The organism is Bilifractor sp. LCP21S3_A7 (assembly GCF_052118825.1).
GTDB lineage: Bacteria > Bacillota > Clostridia > Lachnospirales > Lachnospiraceae > Bilifractor.
Genome location: NZ_JBQKGL010000004.1, coordinates 21,301 through 43,554, shown reverse-complemented (window position 1 = coordinate 43,554; position 22,254 = coordinate 21,301). Strand labels below are relative to the sequence as shown.

Sequence of the window (22,254 nt, the reverse complement as noted above, 5' to 3'; positions counted from 1 at the left end):
TCTCAACCGCTTCCGGACATCTTAGAGCTGCTTCCGGATTGTCTCCATAATCTTCTCCGCTGATTCGAAGTTCTCCGGGAGGATATCCTCCAGAGGAATCTGGACATCAAAGGCATCATTAATTTCCTGGATCAGAAGCATCATATCAAATGATTTCAATACACCTCCGGAAACCAGATCTGTTCTTGTAAAATCCTCTCCGGGTTTGATCTCATCCAGAATGTTCATCAGTTTTTCCATAGAATTATCCATCAGTTTTTCTCCTTTTTATCACATTTTTCACACTTGTTGTCTCTTACCCATGCCGCTTTCCGTTCCTCTTTGAATCACATAAGAATATCGGATTCTAAGGGAGGCAGCTGCATCAAAAATCAGAGATCCGCGGCATTGCTTTTCAGTTTTGCCCGGTCAATTTTTCCATTCAGGTTATGCGGCATGGAATCAAGATGGACGCGGCGCCCGGGGATCATATATGCCGGCAGCATCTTGGCCAGTTCTTCGTTTACAAAAGATTCTTCCGCTTTACCTGTGTAAAACAGAACGATCCTCTTTTTCGCTTCGTTGTATACACAACAGTTTTCCTCAACCCCTTTTATTGCGGAGACATTTGCCTCGATGTCGCCCAGTTCAATCCTCTGTCCCATATATTTGATCTGGAAATCCTTGCGGCCGACAAAAATGATCTCTCCCTGGTCGTTATACTGCACGAGGTCTCCCGTATGATAGATTTTCTCCTCATAACAGGAGTTCAGAGGGTTCTGTGTGAAAACACGGTCTGTCATCTCCTGATTCCTGTAATATCCGTAGGTGAGGGAATTGCTGCGCACACAGAGTTCTCCGGATCCCCCCGCACTGTCCGTAATTCTCCGATTGTTCTCATCCAGGATCATGAAATCATAGTTCCGGAATGGTTTTCCGATCGGGAGCCGCGCATTTTCCGGAAATTCCCGGTCAACAAAGTAATAGGACCCGCCGTCAGTAGTTTCTGTCGGTCCGTACTGGTTGATGAAATCAGCCTGAGGAAGTGCCTCCCTCCACATATTCAATTGTTTGATCGGCATAATTTCTCCACCGAACATGACCATTCGGACAGTGGAGAGATCCGAAAGCTTCAGAGCCTTCAGATTAGCCAGAACCACGAGCTCTGACGGCACCCAGTACAGTACGGTCACCTTTTTTTCTTCCAGAAAACGCATCAGAAGTGCGGGGAAGGAAAAATAAAGGCGGGGAATGATGCAGGTAGTACTTCCGTTTCGGAGTGTAGAATAAACATCAAGCAGTGACATCACGAAATACAGGGGCGCCTCGTTACCCATTACATCGCGGCTTGTGAAATGAAAGGCATCGGTTGCCGCATCCACATAGTCTACCACTGCGCGGTGCGGGGTAACGACACCCTTTGCCGTTCCGGTAGAGCCCGAGGTGAAGAGCACATATAAGACATCCGTGGGCAGGATCTTGTTCATGACATTCAGAATTTCTTCTTCCTCGCAGGCAGATTCCTGCGCGTCCTCATAGATCAGAATCTCCGCGCCGCCTTTTATGGAAAGGACAGCACTTTCGTGTGACCGGTCCGTGAGGATTACCGCCGGGTCCAGAACATTCAGGATATGCCGGATCCTTGTATCTGGCATCTGTGTATCAAGAACGGTATAAAAATTGCCGCTATATGCAATTCCGAGCATTGCGGGTATACATTCCACGCGCTTGTCCATGTACACGGCCACCGGTTTTTTGAAGAGGTGACGCCTCACCAGCGCACCCGCGACATGAAGAGCTTCCTGCCTCGTTTCCGAAAAGGTAATCGTGCGATCCTTGTCAACATATGCGGCCTTATCCGGATACTTCTTTGCCGTCTCCTCCAGATATTCCATAACAAGCTTTGCCATGTATTTTCCTCCATATAAATCCGGCTGCATCAAATGCATAAATGCCAGTACATTATCCCGTATCTGGGCTCATCAGAACCGCAGCACGAAAGTCTCTCATATTTCAAAGTCCTTTGCATTGCAAAGTCACTCGCAATTCGAAGCTTCTCCCATTTCAGGATCCTTCTAGGCTTCGGCTTTACGATTTCTTATCGAACAGCATATCTCTTAACAGAGCTGAAAACTTTTCCGCACTGTCTCCGTTCATATGCCCGTCATAGTCAACAAAGCAGGACACGTCATGCGAAAAACTGCTGTAGTATTCGCGGTTGAAGTTGTAATATTCTACCCCGTTTCTCTTCATATAATCACTCAGGTAATCCCAGGCAGCCTCATAATTTTCCGGAAAAGACACAAGCGAACGATCCGGCTGGGGAAGTGTAGTCGCAACAAGCCGGATGTTATTTTCATCGCACAGACGGACTATTTTATTAAGATAGGAGATATTATCTTCCTTTACCTTGTCCTTTTCAAAAAGGACCGGATTCCAGCCGGGAAAGTTCTCTTCCGCAACCGGATAACGCTCAATAAATCCATCCGCATGATAGAGCATATTCGCTGTGCTGAACTGATCCGCACTGTAATCGCCGCTCAGTTTCACCCTCACATTGGATGGAATCCGCGGAAGCATACTCTTCAGAGGATACTCATAGGATGGAAACAACAGTGCCCGGAAATCGCTTTCCGGCATAATTGCAGCCAGATAGCTGAGTTTTGCCGCTGAAAACGGAAATTCGTGATAAAAGAGCAGGTAGTTGTTCCCCTTTTCCTTTTCCGTCACAAGATATCCCGGATCAACATCCAGGATCACTGTAGATGGCCGGTTCTCTTCCACAGCCAGCTTCAGCATATAGTAGGAATCGCACAGATACTCTCCTCCGTTCGCCAGGTTATGTCCCTTCAGACCCGTTCCCTTCAGCAAAGTATCCGGATCAATGCCCATGCGTGAGTTGGAGGTTCCGAGAATGACCACATCGTTCTGCCCGGATGCCAGAGCATGCACGTCATTGCGGACATACGTGCAGGGATACAAAAGCAGATCGAGAACCAGCAGTATGGCAGTAAAAACCGCCACACAGCCCACAAACTTCAGCACAGCGAAAATTTTAGTATTGTGCATAAATAAAACCTCTTTCTGCCGCCATTGGCGAAAGCAGAGCAGTCACAGCCAACAGGGCGGTAAAGATCAGAACCTGTACGAGAACCGGGCGTCGGGAAAGACATTCCCGGACCTGCATCCCCTGTTCCTGAAGAAGGCTGATGATGAACAGCAGAACGACGCCGGATCCCAGAATGATCAATGCCGTCGGCGTGTAGGAGGCGCCGAGCCTGCCGGCAGCAATAGATAAAAACTGGGAGGGATGCAGTCTTGTGAAGCTGAAATAAATTACCTTCACAGCTTCTCCAAAATTCTTCGTGGTGTCAAAGAGCCAGCCGATGTTGACAAGGATAAACGTCCGGATGATGGTAAAAAATTTCCAATACATCGATTTTTCGTTGACACGAAGAGCCGTTTTCCATTTCCGGAAGGAGTCACCCAAAAGGTTGCTCGCGGCAATGAGCACACCGTTATACAGTCCCCACCCGATGTTGTTGAGGGCGGCTCCATGCCAGAGTCCGACCACAAAAAAAACGATGATACTCGAGATGCACATCGGAATCAGGAGCCCAGTTCTCTTGCCGAAGCGTTTTCTGGCATTTTTTCCGACCCTGCCCATCCACCGGGAAAGAGTCAGGGGGTACATGACATAGTCACGCATCCATGTACCGAGGGTGATATGCCAGCGGCGCCAGAAATCGGAAATGGATACCGAAAAATAGGGACGCCGGAAATTTTCATCCAGACGGATCCCGAAAAGTTCAGCGATTCCAAGAACAAAATCAATGCCTCCCGAGAAACTGCCATACAGTTCAACGGAGTACAGAAGTACGATAAATATCGCGATACCGGAAAACCGGTCAAGGTCGGCACAGATGGCCTTACGATAAAGTCCTGCCCAACCTGCCAGAAGCATGCTCTTGAACAGTCCCCATACCATACGCATCAGACCAAATCTGAGATTCCGGAAAGATAATTCGTGTCCTTCGAGCAGCTGCGGCATTAAGGTCTTGTACCTTCCGATGGGTCCCTGAACCAGCTGCGGAAAGAACGAAACAAACAGCATATAATGGAAAAAATTCTTCTCTGCCCCGGTTCGTTTCCAGTATACGTCCAGAATATAACTCACCGTCTGAAAAGTGTAGTATGAGATTCCAAGAGGAAGCAGAATACCCTTCAGAGAAAAATCCCCATGAAGAATCTGACCGATAATTCCCAGAATATCATTGGTGTATTTCAACACACCCAGCATGGCAAAATCAAGCACCATGCCGAGAATAACTATTCTTCTCGCCCTCTTGCGGGATTCTTTCCTGTCTGTGTATCTGGCATAGATGCGTTCGATTGCCAGTCCTGTCAGGTACGTGACAATTGCGGAATACAACAGGCAGAGAAATGCGGGAATGCCGCAGGACAGGTAGAAGACAATGCTCGCCGCAAGAAGCACAACCCAACGCCGGCCACTCGGCACCAGATAATAACAGAGCAGACAGACTGCCAGAAAGAGAAAAAAAAGATTTGATGTCAGTGACATGGTCTCCTCCTAGGAAACGTAATATACAGGCGGGATATCCGCAACATGATAACGGTATAGGCAGACAAGGAAAACACAGGCATCAGCCCGCGCGCCATGTGCACCACAGCCCTGCCTGCGTCCTCCATGAACTCATCCTGCCCCTTACCAGGTCAGTCCGTCGTCAATACATCCTTCGCCTGAGTCCGCTCCCTGATCCGTAGCAACCGGAGCCGGCGTTGTTTCCGCCTGTCCGGCGCCAGAATCGGTCGTATCCGTCGTCGAGGGTGCCGTATAAGCAGCCGATGGATCGGTATACGTATCCGACGGAGCAGTGTACGTACTGCTCTCCTCAGGTGCTGCGGCCTGTTCTGTAGCTGCCTGATCTGTTGTGCCCTGCTCTGCAGCGGGAGCCTCTGCTGCGGGTGTTTCTGTCGCCGCCTGCGTCGGATCCGGAGAAGGTGTTGCCTTGGATGCCTCCAGAGCTGCCTTCTCTCCATCCTCTGTACTGATAGTTTCTCCTGTGGACAGGGAAACATACTTCAGAAACAGGAAGGATCCATCTGTATTCAGCATAATGGATGCTGTCTTGATGTCGTTTACAGGTACGGAATGCAGTTCAAGCTCTGATTGATCATCAAAGGTCAGACGAATAGAATAGTCCGGATTAACAACCGGGGCAGAATCGGACGAATCCTCCGAATTCACCGACTTGAGAGCTTCGGATTCGTCATAATAAAGTGTACGGGTTTCACCGGCCGCGAATTTTTCACCGGATGGAAGCATATTGCTGCCATATGCTTCCTGCCCTGCGTATTTCACGCAAAAACCGGTAATTACCTTTCCGGTGGCATTCGTCAGCTCCATATGTACGATATTTGCACCTTCCGCCTTTGTACCGATGATTTTTTTCTCCTCCTTTTCTGCGGAAGAGGAAGAAACCGAACTGGTACTTGAGGAGACAACCGCCTCAAGCGCAGCCGGTGCTTCTGTCACCGACGCGGCAGATGACGCGGGAGCGGAAGTCTTTCCACAGCCTCCCAGAAGAAGCGCAGAGCCTGTGAGTATGACCGTCATCGCTGTAAGCGGAATTCTGGTAATGTTGTGCTGGAATTTCTTTTTCATGAATACATCTCCTGATAAATGATATGATTATTTATATACAGCCTTATTCGTGTCATAGTTGCCTGATGCTATACTGCTGTCATGGATAGCGGACACCCTGTTAATTTATTCTGCTTCCACTCGTATATCTCCAGGTTCCGGGTTTGCCGTAATAGAGATTGAAACCGTCGCTGCCGCTTTCATGCTGGAAATCCGGATCGAACACTCCGGTACCGCCCTGGTAGTTGTCAATTTCTACCCACGAATGTACGCCGAGACCTTCGGAGCGAAGCGGAACATATCCAAACATAACATGTGCATCATATCCGAGTGCTTTCGCCATCTCATAGAAGCAGCATGCCATCACATAACAGTCGCCCCGTCCTGTAGTAAAGCCGTAGCTTGCGATTGTGCTGACATTGGAAGCAGTCAGCGCGTAAGAGGTGCTGACATACCGGAGTCCCGCGGCGGCATTCAGCGCACTGCGCAGATTCCATCCCACCTGATCCAGTCTTGCGCAGGCCTGCGGATAGGTGTCCCGGATCGTGTATTGATGGAATGTGTTTGCCGTACTTCCGGGCGCGCCCCATCCCTTGGCCACTATTCGGATCTCAATTGCCTCCAGACGATACCCATAGCCGGCGGATCCGCAGTCCGCCCCGTTTGACGCCCATCCGGTCCAGCCGAATCTCTGCACATGCGTGCGATAATACACATCAAAACAATTTGCCATCTCACCGGTCAGCCGGATCCGGATCGCCTCCAGGCGAAGTCCCTTTCCTTCTGTCCCGGTCATCACTCCGTCAGACTTCCAGTTCTGTTCCCATCCGAGTCTCTGTATATGGGAGCAGTATGAAATACCACCCGTGAATCCGGTTGTGTTGCCCAGATGGATCTTCAGCGCCTCCATCCGCAGTCCCTGTCCGGTCGTCCCGCTAAGTGCGCCGTTCGATACCTCTCCCTGACTCCATCCGTATCTCTGCACATGGGTCTGATAGGTTACTGTCGGAACAGTGAGATAAGCGACATTACGTGCGGCAGATCTCTCAGGTGCCGCCTCTCCCTTCTTCACAATTGCAACTTCATATGCCTCGATACGGCGGCTCAGATTCGTTGTGCCGGCCACCTCTCCGTTTTTTGCCCATGCAAGCCATCCAAAGCTCTGCACATGCACGCGGTAATAAAGATCGTACTTGTCCGCATCGGTTCCGGTCAGCTCCATGACAATTGCTTCGACCCTGAGGCTCTGTCCCGTCGTTCCCGCAACTGCCCCGTCGCTCTGCGATCCGGTCCATCCCTTTCGCTGCACATAAGTATTATATGTGATGCCGAGATTCTGATCGCCTTTCACGCTGGCCCGGATTGCCTCAACACGAAGACGCTTGCCCGTAAATCCCGCAAAAGTCGGAGCGTCTGTTCCGGAAACGGTGTCCTCTGCCGGCCACCCCTTCTGCTGAACATGAGCCGCATAGCTGACAACGGGTATCTCCTGAGTGTCGTCTTTGTCGTCTTTCTCCTCTGTCTCTTTCTTCTCTTCTTCAGACTCCTCAGAAGTATCCTTCGTTTCCGATGAATCGGATGCGGAATCTGCCTCCGCGCTTTCTGATTCCTTCGATGCAGTCATCACCGTGCTCTCAGCCGCGTTGTCGCCGGAATTTTTGTTTTCGGCAGCCGGACTTCCAGTCTCTGTTGTATCGGTACTCCCTGAAGATGAACTACCCGCCGTTTCACTGCCCGCGGATGTAACCGTCGTGGTCTTGCTCTCCGCTGCACCGTTCTCTGCGGTACTGCTGCTGTTCGTCGCGGTGTCTGACGCTCCTTCTATCGTTCCGGCTCCAACAGAGCCATTCGCATCCGCAGCAAAAACAGGCGAGGCTGTAAACAACGTTGCAGCCGCTGTTACCACTGCTAATAGCTGAACAAACCTTTTTCTTTTCATATTCTTCCCCTTTTCCATCATCACTGAATCTGTCCAGGATATATGAATGCTCATTTTCATTTGTCAATGTATTTTTTCAACGGCCATATCTCCTGGCAAATACTCATGTGATATGTATTATAGTACTTTTGCCCACGAAATTCTATAGAAAAACGATCACGTAAAAAGCGGGAAGAAGGTCTCCGACGAAGTTGCAGACCAACAATGCAGAAAGTTGCTGAGTAAAAATGTAGGATCGTAGAAATACTTTCATTCGAAAATCTCAAAAGATTTGCCGCATATTCTATGCGTATTCGAACGATATAATCCTGAAGTGTCACTCCCATTTCTCTTGCGAACAGGCGGGAAAGGTATGACGGACTGATTCCAAGCTCCGACGCAATCTTTGTCAGATAAATCTTATTTCTATAATTTTTATTCACATAGTCACAACATCGTTCAACATAACTGGACCTTTTTCTTTTCATAAGACGATCATGTACCTTTGTCGTAATCTCACGAACGGCCCGATTGCGCATAGCGATCAGTGTGGAAACATCGTTGCATGCATCCAGCTTCTGAAGAAAATCATCACTCATTTGATAGGCTTCTGCCGGCGAGAGTCCTCCATCAATCGCTGCCCGGACTGATAGAGCAATCGCCACCGTAGCCAGCTTCCGGCACTGCTCCGTTTCATTTTTTGACATCATCCCGATCTCTGCATCCATCCGCGCATTCATGCCGAGGGCTTCCTCGACGCGCCCCTCCCGCACACAATCCAAAAGTTTTCGCTCCTCCATGTAAGTATGATGCGCAGCTTCCTCCATCACATCCTGCCGCTCCAGGCTCTTCTTTTTTTCTGCGGTCAACTCCGAATCATCCCGGATTGCATTCGCGTCAAGAATCTCCTCGTCCGTATATGTATGACCGGTTAGTTCAGCCGCTATGATCTCAACACACGCCAGCAATCGTGGAAGAGGAAGATACGGAATCTGCTTCTCCATGCCCTTGCGCATTCCCATATCAAAATAGAAACGATGCACCTTTATACGGTTTAAATGCTCTGTCGAAACAGGCCCCAAAAAGCAGAAGGAATCCCCGCCGCCAGCACATGCAAACATTACCTTATGCACATCCCGCCCGATCAGGGGTACCTGTTGACTTTGCGCCGTCTGAATCAGCCTCTGCCTGAATTCCTTCGTATCCCGAATTGGGTAAAAATCTTCTGTACCGGCACTGAAGATCATTTCTCCCTTCTTATACAAAGAGATACTCACACCGGTAAGCTGAAAACATTTTGATAATATAAACACAAGCCTGTCCATGACTCTTCCACTGAACCCCCGAATATACCTTCAATTTTTCTTCTGCAACGAGATAAAACACGCTGCGCGAGTTTTATCTCGCTATCGCGCCGCTCGCCGCACACGAATACTTCGCATTCGGCCGCGGCTCACTGTTCACGTAAAAAAATCCGGCCAAAATGGCCGGATTCTTGCCGGAACCTGCCGCGAAAGCAATTGTGCAGACCGCATTCGCAGACAGACGTTCCTTATATACAGCTTTCAAAAAAGCCCTCACATAATTTTGCGACGAAATTATGCGCTTACCTTGATCGGGTTGATCTTCACGCCCGGTCCCATTGTAGGAGCAACGGAAACGGATTTCAGATACTGGCCCTTCAGTGCGGCAGGTCTGGCTTTGTTAATAGCTGCCATCAGTGTCTGGAAGTTGTCATTCAGCTGCTCTTCCGTAAAGGAAGCTTTACCAATTACAACGTGAATGATATTTGCCTTGTCAAGACGGTACTCAACTTTACCTGCTTTGATATCGTTGATCGCCTTTGTTACGTCCATGGTAACTGTTCCGGCCTTCGGGTTCGGCATTAAGCCCTTCGGTCCGAGGATACGGCCCAGACGTCCTACAACACCCATCATATCCGGTGTCGCAACAACAACGTCAAAATCAAGCCATCCTTCGTTCTGGATCTTCGGAACCAGATCCATATCGCCTACAAAATCAGCGCCGGCAGCCTTAGCCTCATCAGCCTTTGCTCCCTTTGCGAATACAAGTACACGAACGCTCTTGCCGGTTCCGTGAGGAAGTACAACAGCTCCACGTACCTGCTGATCCGCATGACGTCCGTCACAGCCTGTACGGATATGTACTTCAATTGTCTCATCAAACTTAGCTACTGCAGATTTTTTTGCAAGGGCAATTGCCTCTGCCGGATCATACAGATTTGCGCGGTCAATAGCTTTTGCAGCTTCTGCGTATTTCTTTCCGTGTTTCATTTTAAAAATACCTCCTGTGGTAGTTGCGGGATTTTCCCTCCCACGATTTGTGTCCGTCCTTCCGGCGCACATGCAAGAATTAGCGCTTTCTCCGAAGGAAACGTCAGACACTTACGAAAGTTACTGTCGACCGAATCAGTCCTCAACGACAACGCCCATGCTGCGGCAGGTTCCCGCGATCATGCTCATGGCGCTCTCTACGGATGCTGCATTAAGGTCTGGCATCTTCATCTCGGCGATCTCTTTGATCTGATCCTTTGTGATGGTAGCGACCTTTGTCTTGTTCGGTTCTCCAGAAGCCTTCTTGAGGTTGCATGCCTTCTTGATAAGTACTGCTGCCGGCGGAGTCTTTGTGATGAAGCTGAAGCTTCTGTCTGCATAAACTGTAATAACTACAGGAATGATAAGATCTCCCTTATCAGCAGTTCTTGCATTGAACTCCTTGGTAAACTGTACGATGTTTACACCGTGCTGACCAAGAGCAGGACCAACCGGCGGAGCTGGAGTAGCTTTGCCTGCAGGAATCTGTAATTTAATGTAACCTGTAACTTTCTTTGCCATTTTCGGCACCTCCTAAAATAATGTGGTATTTGCGGGAATGTCCCTCCCACTGGCCGTCAGCCGGCCTTGCGGACTTCTGCGAAGCTGATTTCAACCGGCGTCGCACGTCCGAACAGCTCAACGTTAATAGTAACGGTCTGTTTACTCTGATTGATTGCCGACACGGTACCTGTGGAATCCTTCCACACACCTCCGATAACGACAACCTGATCACCGACCTCGAGGTCGATGACAACCTTCTCACCGGCGTCAACTCCCAGCGGCTGCATCTCAGCCGGTGACAGCGGAACCGGTTTGGAACCCGGACCTACAAATCCGGTAACGCCTCTGGTATTGCGAACGACGTACCATGTGTCGTCATTCATAACCATGTTAAGGAGCACATATCCCGGAAACATCTTTCGCTGTACCTGTTTCTTCGTGCCGTTCTTTACCTCAACGACCTCCTCCATCGGTACGCGGACTTCCAGGATCTGGTCTTCAAGGTGTCTGTTTGCGATTGTCTTCTCAATGTTAGCCTTCACCTTATTCTCATAACCGGAATAAGTATGAACTACATACCATTTTGCTTCAGAATCTGACATTGATCCACCTTTTCCTTACCCAATGATCAACTGCATAACCTGCAGTCCCAGATTATCTACCAGCGTGATCAGTACGCACACAACCACCGAGATGGCAACGACAGCTGCGGTCTGTCTGCCGAGTGTCTTCGGTTCTGTCCATACGATCTTGTCCCATTCAGTCTTCAGGCCCTTCGCCCAGCTGCCCTTTTTCTTGTCGGCATTTGCTGGTTTCCCGGCCTTGTTCTTCTTTGCATCGTCTGCCATAAACTCACCTCACCAGAGAAAACGAAAGAACGAAGGCTCTCAATTACTTGGTCTCTCTGTGCAGCGTATGCTTTCTGCAGAATCTGCAGTACTTCTTGATTTCCATACGCTCCGGATGTGTCTTCTTATCCTTCGTCGTATTGTAGTTGCGCTGTTTGCATTCTGTACATGCTAATGTAATTCTGGTACGCACGACTTCCACCTCCACTGTAATAAACACTAAAATCGGGCCCAGATTTTTCTGCATTTCTGGCAAATGGGAAACGATCACGTTCACCGCCTCTTTCTACCAAAAAAGCGTAAAAAAAAAGGACCTACTTCGTTGTCTCTGTACTAGCATAGCACGAAGTAAATCCTGTGTCAATATGTGTAAGTTGCAAAATCCCAGCAAATTTCAGCAAAATTTCAGCAGTACCTCAGCAAAAATTTCACCGATCCGCGTCAATGTCCGGCCGTCTCAGGATAACAGAGTTGGATTCCTTCGCGTTCAAAATACTCCACCCAGTAGTCGTCCGGCTTCTGATCGGTGATCACTCCATAGATGCGCTCCAATGTATCGATTCTGGAGAACGCTGTCTTGTCGAACTTGGTGCTGTCCAGTACCAGATAGCTCTTCGCAGCCGATTCGATGGTCACCTTTTTCAGAGATGTGAACTGCTGGAGAGAATCCATGATCCCGTGATCACGGTTCAGAGCCTTGCAGGACACAAAGGCTTTATCCGCATAGTAAGCGTTCGCGGACTTCTCTGCTTCCGGGCCGATCAGGGCAAGATATCCTTCCTTGAGTGTTCCGCCCGTTGAAATAATCGTCCACCCGGGAACCTCGGACAGCTCCAGAATGATCTCGATGGAATTTGTGACCACGGTCAGTCTCTGCTTGTTCTTGATTGCCTTCGCGATAAAAAGATCTGTGGAGCTTGCGTCGAGCATGATGTGATCTCCATCATGTATGATCCCCGCCGCAATCTCCGCTATTTTCTGCTTTGCAACGACATTCTTGCGGCTTCTCACCGTGAGCGGCATATCAAAACCCACGTTCTCATTCAGCACCGCGCCGCCATAGCTTTTCGTGGCGTATCCGTCCTGCTCGAGTTTCTCCAGGTCCCGGCGGATGGTTTCTTCCGAGACGTGGTAAAGCTTGCTCAGTTCGCTGACGACAACTTTCTTGTTGTCCTGCAGCTTCTCAAGTATCAAATTACGTCGTTCAATTGCAAGCACTCTTATTTCCTCCTACATCAAGATAATGATCATATGCGCTTCGCGGGTTATCTCTCATACTCGCGGCTGACTCTGCTCACAATCACTTCATATTCTGATGCAGTTCACTGCCCGCGCAGATAAAAAGCAGCCCCGAGAAAGGATTCCCGGAGCTGAATATTCATCTTACAGAATGGTCTGAATAATCTTCTGGTCCGGATGCGCAATCACCTGTGAATCCAAATACATTCCCTTCTCTCCTGCGATCTCCCTTGCCTTTTCAATGGAAGCTGTCACAGCAGAAACCTCACCGGTGAGCAGCATGAAGGACTTACCGCACATGCCCTTTGCGAGACGCAGTTCAATCACCTGCACAATGGCTGTCTTCGCAGCCGCATCTGCCGCCTCGATCAGCGAAGCAACATCAAAGGTCTCCAGAATACCGAGCGAATTCACCTCTCCGATCTCGCTGGCCCCGTACATTGCCGGGAAGAGAGATTCATGAGGATTTCCGAGTACGAAATTATCGATAAGCTCGGACTCATATGCCGTGCTTGCCGCTTCCACAGATGCTTTCACCGCACTGAGATCTCCGGTGATAATAGCTATATACTTTCCGGGGCAGACCGTCTGCGCCTCGACAATGTCAACGTCTGCGGTCTTTACCATCAGATCCGCCGCGGTAATACCCGTTGGAATACTCTTAAACTCAATCATTCCGATTGCTTTACTCATAGCCGCCTACGTCCTTTCTTACTCTTTTCTGATCCTGATGAACGTATCGTTCACGTCCGTTACAACGCCCGGCAGAGATGCGTGCATCGCAACTCCAAGGCCATCCGGTGCTTTCGCAACCATCTGCCTGTATTCCACGTGATCACCGACCTTGACGATCGGAACAGCCGGTGCACCGATATGCTGTCTGAGAAGGATGCGTACGGTTTTCTCGGGCTGCAGTTCATCATCCAGGGGCGCGGGCAGATCGTATTTGCTCAGTCCCAGACGGGCCTTCAGTCTGTCCTCCGGGACCTTCCGGAATTCTCTGGACGGTTTTACAGGAACCGCTTCAACAACCGGCGGCTTGATTCCCTTTGCCCTCAGCCCCGCCTTGTACTCTCCGATCAAGGTCCTCGGCGCAAGGTCCTGCGGGCACGCATACAGCTCGCAGATACCGCATTGTGAGCAGAAGTTTGTATTCAGGAACGGGTTCAGATCCTGAAAATCCGCATTGGAGGCGGATCTCATAAATCTTGCGGGATCAATCGGGTGTCCGAGCGCATGACGCGAACACAAATCGGTACATGTCTCACACTGACAGCAGATTGACGCGGCTCTCGCCAGATCAATCTTCGACTTTCTGCGCTTCTTCATGACAAGTGGATGATCCTGCGGAAGAACCAGAATTGCATTTGTTGTCTTCGTAACCCTTCCATCATGCGGCTGAATACGGCCCATCATCGGACCGCCGACAAAATACACCGGATCCTCACAGGTAAGCTCTCCCGCGAGATCCACCACAGATTTGAAGGAACATCCGACAGATACAGGAACTGTGATCGGCTTTGATACCTCACCGATAATCGTCAGATATTTGAAGGTGACCGGCTTATCCTCTACCGCAGCCCGATAGATGTTGTACATGGTTTCTACATTATATACAATGCAGCCCTGCTCAATCGGAAGACCGCCCGGACGAACGACCCGTCCGGTACACTCGTAGATCAGGATGACCTCATCCCCCATCGGATATACTTCCTGAAGGTAATGAATCTTCATCTCCGGATATTTGCCGATTTCTTTTTCGACGGCTGCAATTGCATGTTCATAGGACTTCTTGATTCCGATGATCGCCTGCTTTGCCCCGACGGTCTCGGCTACCATATGGAGTCCTGCGAGTATCTCATCCGCATGGCTGCGGAGCAGCTGTCTATGTGGCTGCAGAAGCGGTTCGCATTCTGCGCAGTTTAACAGAATGGTATCCGCATTTTTATTCAACTTTGCATAGGACGGAAATCCGGCGCCACCGGCACCGACTACGCCGCCGTCCTTCAGTTTTTGCTGCAACTCCTCAAATTTCATGCTTTCTCCATTCCAGAATTTTCTTCTTCAAAATAACCGTTGTCATCGATGATGCCGACGATTGCCGCGTCTACCGGAGCGTCCTGCATATCACAGCCGATTCTGGCAGCACTTCCCTGCGCAATCAAAACATATTCACCGATTCCGGCACCGATTACATCGATGGCTATGATCTGGCGTGTGTCCGCCGCCATATGATGCAGTGGTTCTACAATCATAAATTTATTTCCGACCAGTTTTTCACTTTTACGGGTGGAAATCAGACTTCCTACAACCTTTCCTGCTATCATATTTCCTCCATCATTATCCTTATATATGATTCTTTCATCTCTAAATCACAGACAGGATTATTCTTTGTATGATTCGTTTGTCTGAAAATACAGACAGAATTATCTTTTGTATGATTATCTCATCAGAAAAATGCAGACAGAACCTTCCGACGCACATCACGCGCCGGGTTCCGTGAGCAAAAAATTTCTATTTATGTACAAGCAGTGCTGCCGAACTGCAAAGAGTTTGCCCTGCAGAACATGGCAGCACTAAAGTGTGCAAAGCACGTAGCTATCCGTAGCTTAAACAGTTTATGGCACGTTTTATCGTATGATGGTTTACGGAATAATCGTTACCGTATCACCCTGTTTGATTCCCGCCGCATTCGCCTCGTCGGTATCGATGTGCATCTCAAGAGTAAAACTCTTGTCCACCCGGATCACCACATGATTGAAGATGGTACCGCGGTCATTATCGGCTTTTACGGAAACGATATCTCCATTCTTGAGGCCGGCTGCCTCAGCATCTCTCGGAGACATATGGATGTGGCGCATCGCCACAATCGCTCCCTCATTGAGATAAATGGCCCCTTTTGGCCCTACAATCGCGATCGGCGCGCTGCCAGCGATATCGCCGGACTGACGGATCGGCGCCTTTATACCGAGCGTCCTTGCGTCCGTTGCGGAAATCTCCACCTGTGTCTGCTTTCTCACGGGTCCCAGAATACGAACATTTTCAATGGCACGGAGCTTGAGACCTACGATGGTAACCTGCTCGTTCGACGCAAACTGCCCACCCATCAGATCCTTCTTCCTGGTGAGCTGATAGCCCGGACCGAACAGAGCCTCTACATGCTCCTGTGTCAGATGTACGTGTCTCGCGGATACACCAACCGGAACGAGAAATCCCTTAGAGGGCTTTTCCTCCGCTTTGTTTAAGGATTCGATCACCATGCGGGTGATGGTTTCAATCTGATTTGTATCCAAAATGACACCTCGTTATCTGAATAAAACTTTGTATGCTTTCGTTGATAAGCCTCGCAACCCCTGAAGGTACAAATGCTTACTTATTCAGATGCGGAAGAATCATCTCAACATCCTGATGCGGTCTCGGAATTACGTGAGTCGCAACCAGCTCTCCAAGACGGGAAGCATTGTTTCCGCCGGCCTCAACCGCAGATTTAACAGCGCCTACATCTCCGCGAACCATTACAGTTACGAGTCCGGAACCGATTCTCTCTGTTCCGATCAGGCTTACGTTTGCTGCCTTGCACATTGCATCGGCTGCCTCGATTGCAGCTACAAGTCCTCTTGTCTCAACCATTCCTAAAGCTTCCTGTGTCATTTTTCTTTCCTCCTTGAAATTCGTGTGTGCGGGCTCATCCGCTTTTACTGGTGTTTTATCTGATTCTTCGATATGAACGGTTTCTGTCTTTTCTGATTCGGTTATTGAATCCCTGCTGTCCGCTTCTGCCATTTCCACTGCTTTCTCCGGCGCTGTGGGCTTTACCGCTTCTGCAGGCTTCTCCGCTTTTACTGGCTTCTCCGCTTCTGCAGGCTTCTCCGCTTTTACTGGCTTCTCTGCTTCTGCAGGCTTCTCCGCTTTTGCGGGTTCTGCCGGTTCTGCTGTGCTGGCATCCATATTTTTCACGGTTTCCGAAATAATCTTCTTCTCTGCGGGCTTCTTCTGCTCCGCAGCTGCGGCTTTTTCTTCATTACCGGAAGGATTTACCTTCGTTTTCTTTATTTCCGCCATGCGTAATCTCCCACTGTTCTCCATCTGCTTGCGCTCAGTTGAACCATTTTTACAATTTCCTCATGTGGGTTCGCAATGACCGCTTTCAGAGTTGGTTTCTTGATGCACTCCCTCATGACCGCGTCAACCGCTGTCTGTACAGAGGAGACATCTCCTTCAATAATCAAGGTGACCAGACGTCCTCCGAGCTTCCGTTCCCAGGAAGCAAGCCTCACATCGGCTGCCTTGCACATGATATCGACGGCGTCCATAGCTGCGGTTACGCCTACTATTTCTATAAAGCCATACGCATTTCCCATGGATCGTCAGCTCCTTCAGTGATTACTCGAGATTATGCGGCAGAATGTACTCAACATCCTCATGAGGTCTCGGAATTACGTGTGTGGCAACCAGCTCTCCAAGTCTGGATGCAGCAGCGCTTCCGGCTTCTACGGCAGCCTTTGTAGCGCCGACATCACCGCGGACAAGTACAGTTACCAGTCCGGATCCGATCTTTTCTGTACCGATCAGATGAACTTCTGCTGCCTTGGTCATAGCATCGGCTGCCTCGATAGCAGCTGTAAGACCTCTGGTCTCAATCATACCTAAAGCTTCCTGTGACATTTCTCAAATCCTCCTGATAAGTTCAAAACTTGTCTAGTGCGCTGATTTTCAGCATCTTTTCAACACCCGGATCATCCGGATTGGGAATTACATAGTGCTGCACAACTCCGCTGATCTCTTTTGCCTTTTCGATCCCGGCCTCCATCGCCGCGTTTACCTCAGAGACATTTCCTCTGAACTTCACCGTGACGAGAAGAGGAACCGGAAGCTCATCGGCATGTGCAGGCTTATTCTTGTCAAAAACCTCCAGTGTGACATTGGCAGCCTTGCATCCGGCGTCGGCAGCCACAAAGGCGCACGTCAGACCATAAACCTCCAGAATACCCACGGCCTTTGCCATTGTCCTGCACTCCTTTCAATCAGTATCGTAGTCATTCCGATCGATGTCAAGCATCATCAGTGATTATTTGTATTTCCGTCAAGCGGTACATTTGTAACCGCGATCTTGAATCCCTTCTGTGCCAGAGCGAACTCATGTGCCTCGTTGATCTTGTCGAGTGGGAACGCATCTGTGATCAGATCCGTTACCGGAAGACCGATTGCCTTTGCTCTCTTCAGGAAGGAGAAGGTTGTTACGTAGTCTCTCAGTGTGTATACCCAGGATCCGACGAGGTTGATCTCCTTGGAGCAGAGATCAAAGTGCGGATTGATGGTGGCATCTCCGTTGTTGATGAAGAAGCCAAGCTCGCACAGACCGCCGCCGTTGCGGATGAAATGGTAGATATTGGAATGCGCAATCGGTGATCCTGTGCACTGGAAGGCAAAATCTGCCAGATGTCCGTCAAAGGTCTCCGCAACCGCGTTCGCCAGGTTGTCGATTCCCTTGTAGTTCATGAAGTTGACTGTCTTTGTCGCTCCCATCTTCTTGGAGAACTCCAGTCTGGAATCATTGCCGTCCACTGTTGTGATATTGTCGATACCCATGGTCCGAAGAACCGCTACGCACAGAAGTCCGATCGGTCCGACGCCCTGTACCACGACACGGCTGTTGAATCGAAGGATTCCGGTCGTTTTTGCTCTCTCAACCGCATGTACCAGAACTGCGGCAGGCTCGATGATGATACGGCTCTTCAGATCCATATCGGATACATTGAAAAATGTAGATCCGCGGGAACCCTTAATGAAGATGTAATCGGAGAACCATCCGTTCAGATGAATGTCATCATCCGGGATCAGTCCGTATACGTCAGCCGCTCCGACATTTTTCTTGTTCAGGTCGAACATTGTGATATCCGGATCATCCTTGAACATCATGCAGGTGACGATCTTGTCGCCGACCTTTACCGGATTTCCGGCGCTATCAACCTTTACATTCTTACCGATCTTTACAATCTCTCCGGTTCCCTCATGTCCCAGAGCAACCGGGATCAGGCCGAAGGGATCTTTCTTGAATTCATGCTGATCGGTTCCGCAGATTCCGGTTCCCTCGACTCTTACGAGGATATCATCGTCGCCGACCTCCGGGATCGGGAACTCCTTCACATCATAGTGCTGAAGTGCTGTGAGCATCGCCACATGCGCGGTCTTCGGAATCGGACCGCTTGAGGCAGGTGCCGCGACAGGGGCATTCGCAGGTGCCGGTGTTCCGGACATGCTTGAAAGTACCTGTCTTACAATCTCCTCTATATTATTCTGATTCATATCCATTCTGTAATTTCCTCCTGATCAGCGGATGCAAAGGCTGTCTACCATTACGCAGCGTCTCTTCTTTGTGAAGGTCTTGGCGCTTGTAAGTCCCTCGCCTGTTCTGGACGCGATGGTGAAGGTGCAGATTCCTTCTCCGCCATAGCCCAGAGCCGCGTAGGACGGGCCGTTCTTGACGAGGATTGCGGTATCCATTGCTCTTGCATACTTCGTAATGCGTTCCACATCATGAGAATGAATGTGGGCGGAATGGCGGTTGCCATGCTCCAGCCATACGCATTTCTCAACAGCGTCATCAAAATCCTTTGCCGGGACAATACCCAGAATCGGCATCATCAGCTCCGTGGAAATCAGAGGATTCTCTTTTTCTCCGACGAATGTGATGCAGCGGATACCCGGATCCGCTTCAACTCCGATCATGGACAGAAGTGTTCTGGCGTCACGTCCCACACACTTGCGGTTCAGCTTGCCCTTTTCATCCATGACGGTGCGGATGAGAGCGTCCTGTTCTTCCTTGGATGCGAGATAGCATCCCTGCTCGGTTACCATGTAGTGCAGCAGCTCGTCAACGACCTGCTGTACAGCGACGATCTCTTTCTCAGCGATGCAAGGAAGGTTATTGTCGAAGGTGCATCCGTTTACGATGTCCTCCGCCGCCTTGCGGATGTCCGCCGTCTCATCAACCAGTGCAGGCGGATTTCCTGCTCCGGCTCCGATTCCTCTCTTGCCGCAGGAAAGAATCGCGGTTACAACGCCCGGACCTCCGGTAGCTACCAGAAGAGGAATATCCTTGTGATGCATCATAACGGAGCTGGTATCCAGCGTCGGATGCTCAACGGTGCACGCGATGTTGTCCGGACCGCCGGCCTCCAGGGAAGCCTCGTTCATCATGTTGATCGCGTAGATTGTTGTCTTGATTGCCTGCGGATGCGGATTAAATACTACTGTATTGCCTGCCGCAAGCATTCCGATTGTGTTGCAGAAAATTGTCTCCTGCGGATTTGTGCAGGGTGTAATTGCGCCAATGACTCCGAACGGGCCCTCCTCGACAAGAGTAAGTCCGCGGTCTCCGGAGTATGCTTCTGTGGTAATATCCTCCGTTCCCGGAATCTTATCTGCACAAAGATAATTCTTCAGAATCTTATGTCCAACATTGCCCATTCCGGTTTCGTCAACCGCCATGCGGGCCATCAGCTCCGCATTCTCACGAATCTTGCGGCGGATGATGGTGATGATCTTCTCTCTCTGATCAAGAGACATTACCCGGACAACCTTCTCGGCTTTCTTCGCAGCTTCAATCGCATCGTTCATGTCCTTGAAAATGCCGTGCTTGCCGGAAGCGCTGTCGTTGATATTCATCTTTGCCATGACTTCCTGAACAATGTTTTTCACCATGCGTTCATCAACTGGCACGATAATTACCTCCGATATATTATACAATTCTTGCCGTGCCCGCCCATGCGGGCCGGCGGTTTACTTGTTCAGTCCGAGCTGCTCCATTACCTTCTTGGTGATTTCAGCAACGGTATCCGCATTGCTCTCAGCGCCATGCGCATATGTGGATCCTGTATGCTCGCCAAGTCCGTCACTGCTGCAGGAACCGCCGCAGTTATGACAGTTCAGCGTACCCTTGTTCTGGCAGAGGTTCGCCGGATGCTTGCCCGGAAGACCCATCTGACGACGGATTTCATACAGTCTCTCAACCGTTGCCTTGTCGAACTCCTTCGGGCCACCCAGCATCTTTGACTGATACAGCAGCTGTGCGTAGAACTCAACCGACTCCATCTTCAGATATGCGGAAAGCAGATCTACAGAGTAGGTCAGCGCGCCGTGGCTCTCAAGAAGAACAGCATCAAAGTACGGAAGATATTTCTCAACAGCGTCCGGGATCTCCATTGTGGAAGGAGTTCCATAAGGAGCGATCGGTACGCAGCCGAGCGCGATAACAGCCTCCGGCATAATCGGCTGTGTCAGCGGAATGCCTGCAATCGCGAAGCTTGTCGCGTATACAGGATGAGCATGAACGACAGATCCGACATCCGGTCTCTTTTCGTATACTCTTAAATGCATTTTGATCTCAGAAGAAGGTTTGAAGCCCGGATTTGCGTGAAGCACCTGGCCTTTCTCATCAATCTTGCAGATATATTCCGGAGTCATGAATCCCTTGGAAACGCCTGTCGGTGTGCAAAGGAATGTATGATCATCCAGCTTTACGGAAATGTTTCCATCGTTCGCTGCAACCATGTTGCGGTTGTAGATTCTCTTTCCGATGTCGCAGATCTGTTTCTTAATTTCAAACTCATTAACAGCCATTTGCTACTTCCTCCTTGAAACGCATCATTTTGATTGGTTTTGAGTTTAGTTGGTTTTTATCCTGATGACATTATATCATACGCTTCAACAATGTCAATAGAATCGTGTTGTTTTGTGTGGTTTCTGAGTCCTCTCCGGGACCGATTTTGTTGGTTTCTCTTCGTTTCATCAACTGCCCCGCAAAGCCCAGGAAGCTTCTCCATTGCGGTCTGTCGGCCGTTTGAAAGCATTCACTTCCGTGCGAACACTTCCGGACATTCGATGTGTGCGGTCCGCCGGCTGTGCGAAAGCTTCCACTTCTTTGCGAACACATACGGACGTTCGCTGTGCGCGCTCTGGCGGCTGCGTGATAGTCTTCACCTCTTTGCCTATGCATCCGGACGTTCGCTGTGCGCGCTCTGACGGCTGCGTGAAGGTTTCCGTCTGGCTTCTCCGATTCTCAGAGCCTCGCGGATTTTCTCCGGACGGCTGTTCAGAATCAGTTCCGCCGGATAATTTACCTCCCTCAGAATCTGTTCCGCCCAGGTGAAATCGCCGATATGACCGGGTCCGTGGCTGTCGCTCGCCATGATAACCGGAAGATTTCGCTTTCTGCATGCCGCGAGCATTTTCAGGTCATTCGGTCTTGTATCTCCCCGGTAGCCGTCAGGGGAAAGCGAAGAATTATTTACCTCGAGAATGACACCATATTCCGCAGCCGCGTCTGCCAGGAGTTCATAGTCGACCGGATATCTTGCGTCATCCGGATGACCAATGATCCGCACCTTCGGATGCCTCATTGCCTGCGTATAAGCCAGGGTGTTGGCCACAGCGCTCCCCGGCTTCAGATTGGGATGATGAATGCTGGCGATCGCATAATCCAGACCGTCCAGTATGTCATCCGGAAGATCAATGTTTCCAGCAAAATCTACAATATTTACTTCCGCGCCATAACAGATCCGAACCCCCGAGCGGATCTCCGGAGCATAAGCCAGACTTCTGAAGTACGATTCTGTGCCTGCCGCAACAGTGGCGGGACCGTGATCGGTAATGCCCAGCACCTGTATCCCCTTCGCTGCAGCGGCCTTCGCCATATCCGCGATGGTACTCGAAGTACCGTGCCCGCTGGCGATTGAATGAGTATGCATGTCGCACACGTACATTTCT

26 protein-coding genes are annotated in these 22,254 nt (G+C 50.0%); all 26 read right to left on the bottom strand.

Annotated features, from left to right (window positions below; genetic code table 11):
• Positions 1-21: 21 nt before the first annotated feature.
• Complete coding sequence (locus ACTQ1O_RS04645; RefSeq protein WP_441474129.1) at positions 22-252, bottom strand: acyl carrier protein; 231 nt, start codon at positions 250-252, stop codon at positions 22-24.
• A 119-nt stretch (positions 253-371) separates the two neighbouring features.
• On the bottom strand, positions 372-1,889 hold the full coding sequence (locus ACTQ1O_RS04640; RefSeq protein ID WP_441486315.1) for an amino acid adenylation domain-containing protein: 1,518 nt from the start codon (positions 1,887-1,889) through the stop codon (positions 372-374).
• Positions 1,890-2,067: 178 nt separating this feature from the next.
• On the bottom strand, positions 2,068-3,048 hold the full coding sequence (locus ACTQ1O_RS04635; protein WP_441486314.1) for a hypothetical protein: 981 nt from the start codon (positions 3,046-3,048) through the stop codon (positions 2,068-2,070).
• On the bottom strand, positions 3,035-4,561 hold the full coding sequence (locus ACTQ1O_RS04630) for an MBOAT family O-acyltransferase (RefSeq protein WP_441486313.1): 1,527 nt from the start codon (positions 4,559-4,561) through the stop codon (positions 3,035-3,037). The genes ACTQ1O_RS04635 and ACTQ1O_RS04630 overlap by 14 nt, the downstream gene beginning before the upstream one ends.
• A gap of 144 nt (positions 4,562-4,705) precedes the next feature.
• Positions 4,706-5,665, bottom strand: coding sequence for a hypothetical protein (locus tag ACTQ1O_RS04625; protein WP_441486312.1), 960 nt, complete (start codon positions 5,663-5,665; stop codon positions 4,706-4,708).
• A gap of 100 nt (positions 5,666-5,765) precedes the next feature.
• Entirely contained in the window at positions 5,766-7,583 is a 1,818-nt protein-coding gene (locus ACTQ1O_RS04620; protein ID WP_441486311.1) for a transglutaminase domain-containing protein, read from the bottom strand.
• 56 nt (positions 7,584-7,639) lie between these two features.
• A complete protein-coding gene (locus ACTQ1O_RS04615; RefSeq protein WP_441486310.1) occupies positions 7,640-8,683 on the bottom strand; it encodes a helix-turn-helix transcriptional regulator in 1,044 nt (347 codons plus the stop codon).
• A gap of 277 nt (positions 8,684-8,960) precedes the next feature.
• Entirely contained in the window at positions 8,961-9,131 is a 171-nt protein-coding gene (locus ACTQ1O_RS04610) for a hypothetical protein (RefSeq protein ID WP_441486309.1), read from the bottom strand.
• A 29-nt stretch (positions 9,132-9,160) separates the two neighbouring features.
• Positions 9,161-9,856, bottom strand: coding sequence for a 50S ribosomal protein L1 (rplA, locus tag ACTQ1O_RS04605; protein ID WP_441101266.1), 696 nt, complete (start codon positions 9,854-9,856; stop codon positions 9,161-9,163).
• Positions 9,857-9,991: 135 nt separating this feature from the next.
• Positions 9,992-10,417, bottom strand: a complete 426-nt coding sequence (gene rplK, locus ACTQ1O_RS04600) for a 50S ribosomal protein L11 (RefSeq protein WP_441101267.1) — start codon at positions 10,415-10,417, stop codon at positions 9,992-9,994.
• Between the two features lie 56 nt (positions 10,418-10,473).
• Entirely contained in the window at positions 10,474-11,001 is a 528-nt protein-coding gene (nusG, locus tag ACTQ1O_RS04595; protein WP_441101268.1) for a transcription termination/antitermination protein NusG, read from the bottom strand.
• Positions 11,002-11,016: 15 nt separating this feature from the next.
• A complete protein-coding gene (gene secE / locus ACTQ1O_RS04590) occupies positions 11,017-11,247 on the bottom strand; it encodes a preprotein translocase subunit SecE (RefSeq protein ID WP_441474135.1) in 231 nt (76 codons plus the stop codon).
• A gap of 43 nt (positions 11,248-11,290) precedes the next feature.
• Entirely contained in the window at positions 11,291-11,440 is a 150-nt protein-coding gene (rpmG, locus tag ACTQ1O_RS04585) for a 50S ribosomal protein L33 (RefSeq protein WP_441101270.1), read from the bottom strand.
• Positions 11,441-11,688: 248 nt separating this feature from the next.
• On the bottom strand, positions 11,689-12,465 hold the full coding sequence (locus ACTQ1O_RS04580; protein ID WP_441486308.1) for a DeoR/GlpR family DNA-binding transcription regulator: 777 nt from the start codon (positions 12,463-12,465) through the stop codon (positions 11,689-11,691).
• Positions 12,466-12,630: 165 nt separating this feature from the next.
• Entirely contained in the window at positions 12,631-13,179 is a 549-nt protein-coding gene (locus ACTQ1O_RS04575) for a BMC domain-containing protein (protein WP_441474136.1), read from the bottom strand.
• Between the two features lie 18 nt (positions 13,180-13,197).
• Positions 13,198-14,523: a 4Fe-4S dicluster domain-containing protein gene (locus ACTQ1O_RS04570; RefSeq protein WP_441474137.1), complete on the bottom strand. Its 1,326-nt coding sequence runs from the start codon at positions 14,521-14,523 to the stop codon at positions 13,198-13,200.
• On the bottom strand, positions 14,520-14,813 hold the full coding sequence (locus tag ACTQ1O_RS04565) for a EutN/CcmL family microcompartment protein (protein ID WP_441101274.1): 294 nt from the start codon (positions 14,811-14,813) through the stop codon (positions 14,520-14,522). The genes ACTQ1O_RS04570 and ACTQ1O_RS04565 overlap by 4 nt, the downstream gene beginning before the upstream one ends.
• A gap of 318 nt (positions 14,814-15,131) precedes the next feature.
• A complete protein-coding gene (gene pduL, locus ACTQ1O_RS04560) occupies positions 15,132-15,746 on the bottom strand; it encodes a phosphate propanoyltransferase (RefSeq protein ID WP_441486457.1) in 615 nt (204 codons plus the stop codon).
• 109 nt (positions 15,747-15,855) lie between these two features.
• Positions 15,856-16,137 carry a BMC domain-containing protein gene (locus ACTQ1O_RS04555; protein WP_441101300.1) on the bottom strand — a complete coding sequence of 94 codons (282 nt, stop codon included), beginning with the start codon at positions 16,135-16,137 and terminating at the stop codon, positions 15,856-15,858.
• A 398-nt stretch (positions 16,138-16,535) separates the two neighbouring features.
• Complete coding sequence (locus ACTQ1O_RS04550) at positions 16,536-16,847, bottom strand: BMC domain-containing protein (RefSeq protein WP_441101275.1); 312 nt, start codon at positions 16,845-16,847, stop codon at positions 16,536-16,538.
• A 22-nt stretch (positions 16,848-16,869) separates the two neighbouring features.
• Positions 16,870-17,151, bottom strand: coding sequence for a BMC domain-containing protein (locus tag ACTQ1O_RS04545; protein ID WP_441101276.1), 282 nt, complete (start codon positions 17,149-17,151; stop codon positions 16,870-16,872).
• Positions 17,152-17,173: 22 nt separating this feature from the next.
• Positions 17,174-17,491 carry a BMC domain-containing protein gene (locus tag ACTQ1O_RS04540; protein ID WP_441101277.1) on the bottom strand — a complete coding sequence of 106 codons (318 nt, stop codon included), beginning with the start codon at positions 17,489-17,491 and terminating at the stop codon, positions 17,174-17,176.
• 56 nt (positions 17,492-17,547) lie between these two features.
• Positions 17,548-18,798, bottom strand: coding sequence for a zinc-binding dehydrogenase (locus ACTQ1O_RS04535; RefSeq protein ID WP_441486307.1), 1,251 nt, complete (start codon positions 18,796-18,798; stop codon positions 17,548-17,550).
• 18 nt (positions 18,799-18,816) lie between these two features.
• On the bottom strand, positions 18,817-20,208 hold the full coding sequence (locus ACTQ1O_RS04530) for an aldehyde dehydrogenase family protein (RefSeq protein WP_441474140.1): 1,392 nt from the start codon (positions 20,206-20,208) through the stop codon (positions 18,817-18,819).
• A 60-nt stretch (positions 20,209-20,268) separates the two neighbouring features.
• Positions 20,269-21,108, bottom strand: a complete 840-nt coding sequence (locus tag ACTQ1O_RS04525; protein ID WP_441101280.1) for a class II aldolase/adducin family protein — start codon at positions 21,106-21,108, stop codon at positions 20,269-20,271.
• Positions 21,109-21,476: 368 nt separating this feature from the next.
• Positions 21,477-22,250 carry a phosphatase gene (locus ACTQ1O_RS04520; RefSeq protein WP_441486306.1) on the bottom strand — a complete coding sequence of 258 codons (774 nt, stop codon included), beginning with the start codon at positions 22,248-22,250 and terminating at the stop codon, positions 21,477-21,479.
• Positions 22,251-22,254: the final 4 nt, after the last annotated feature.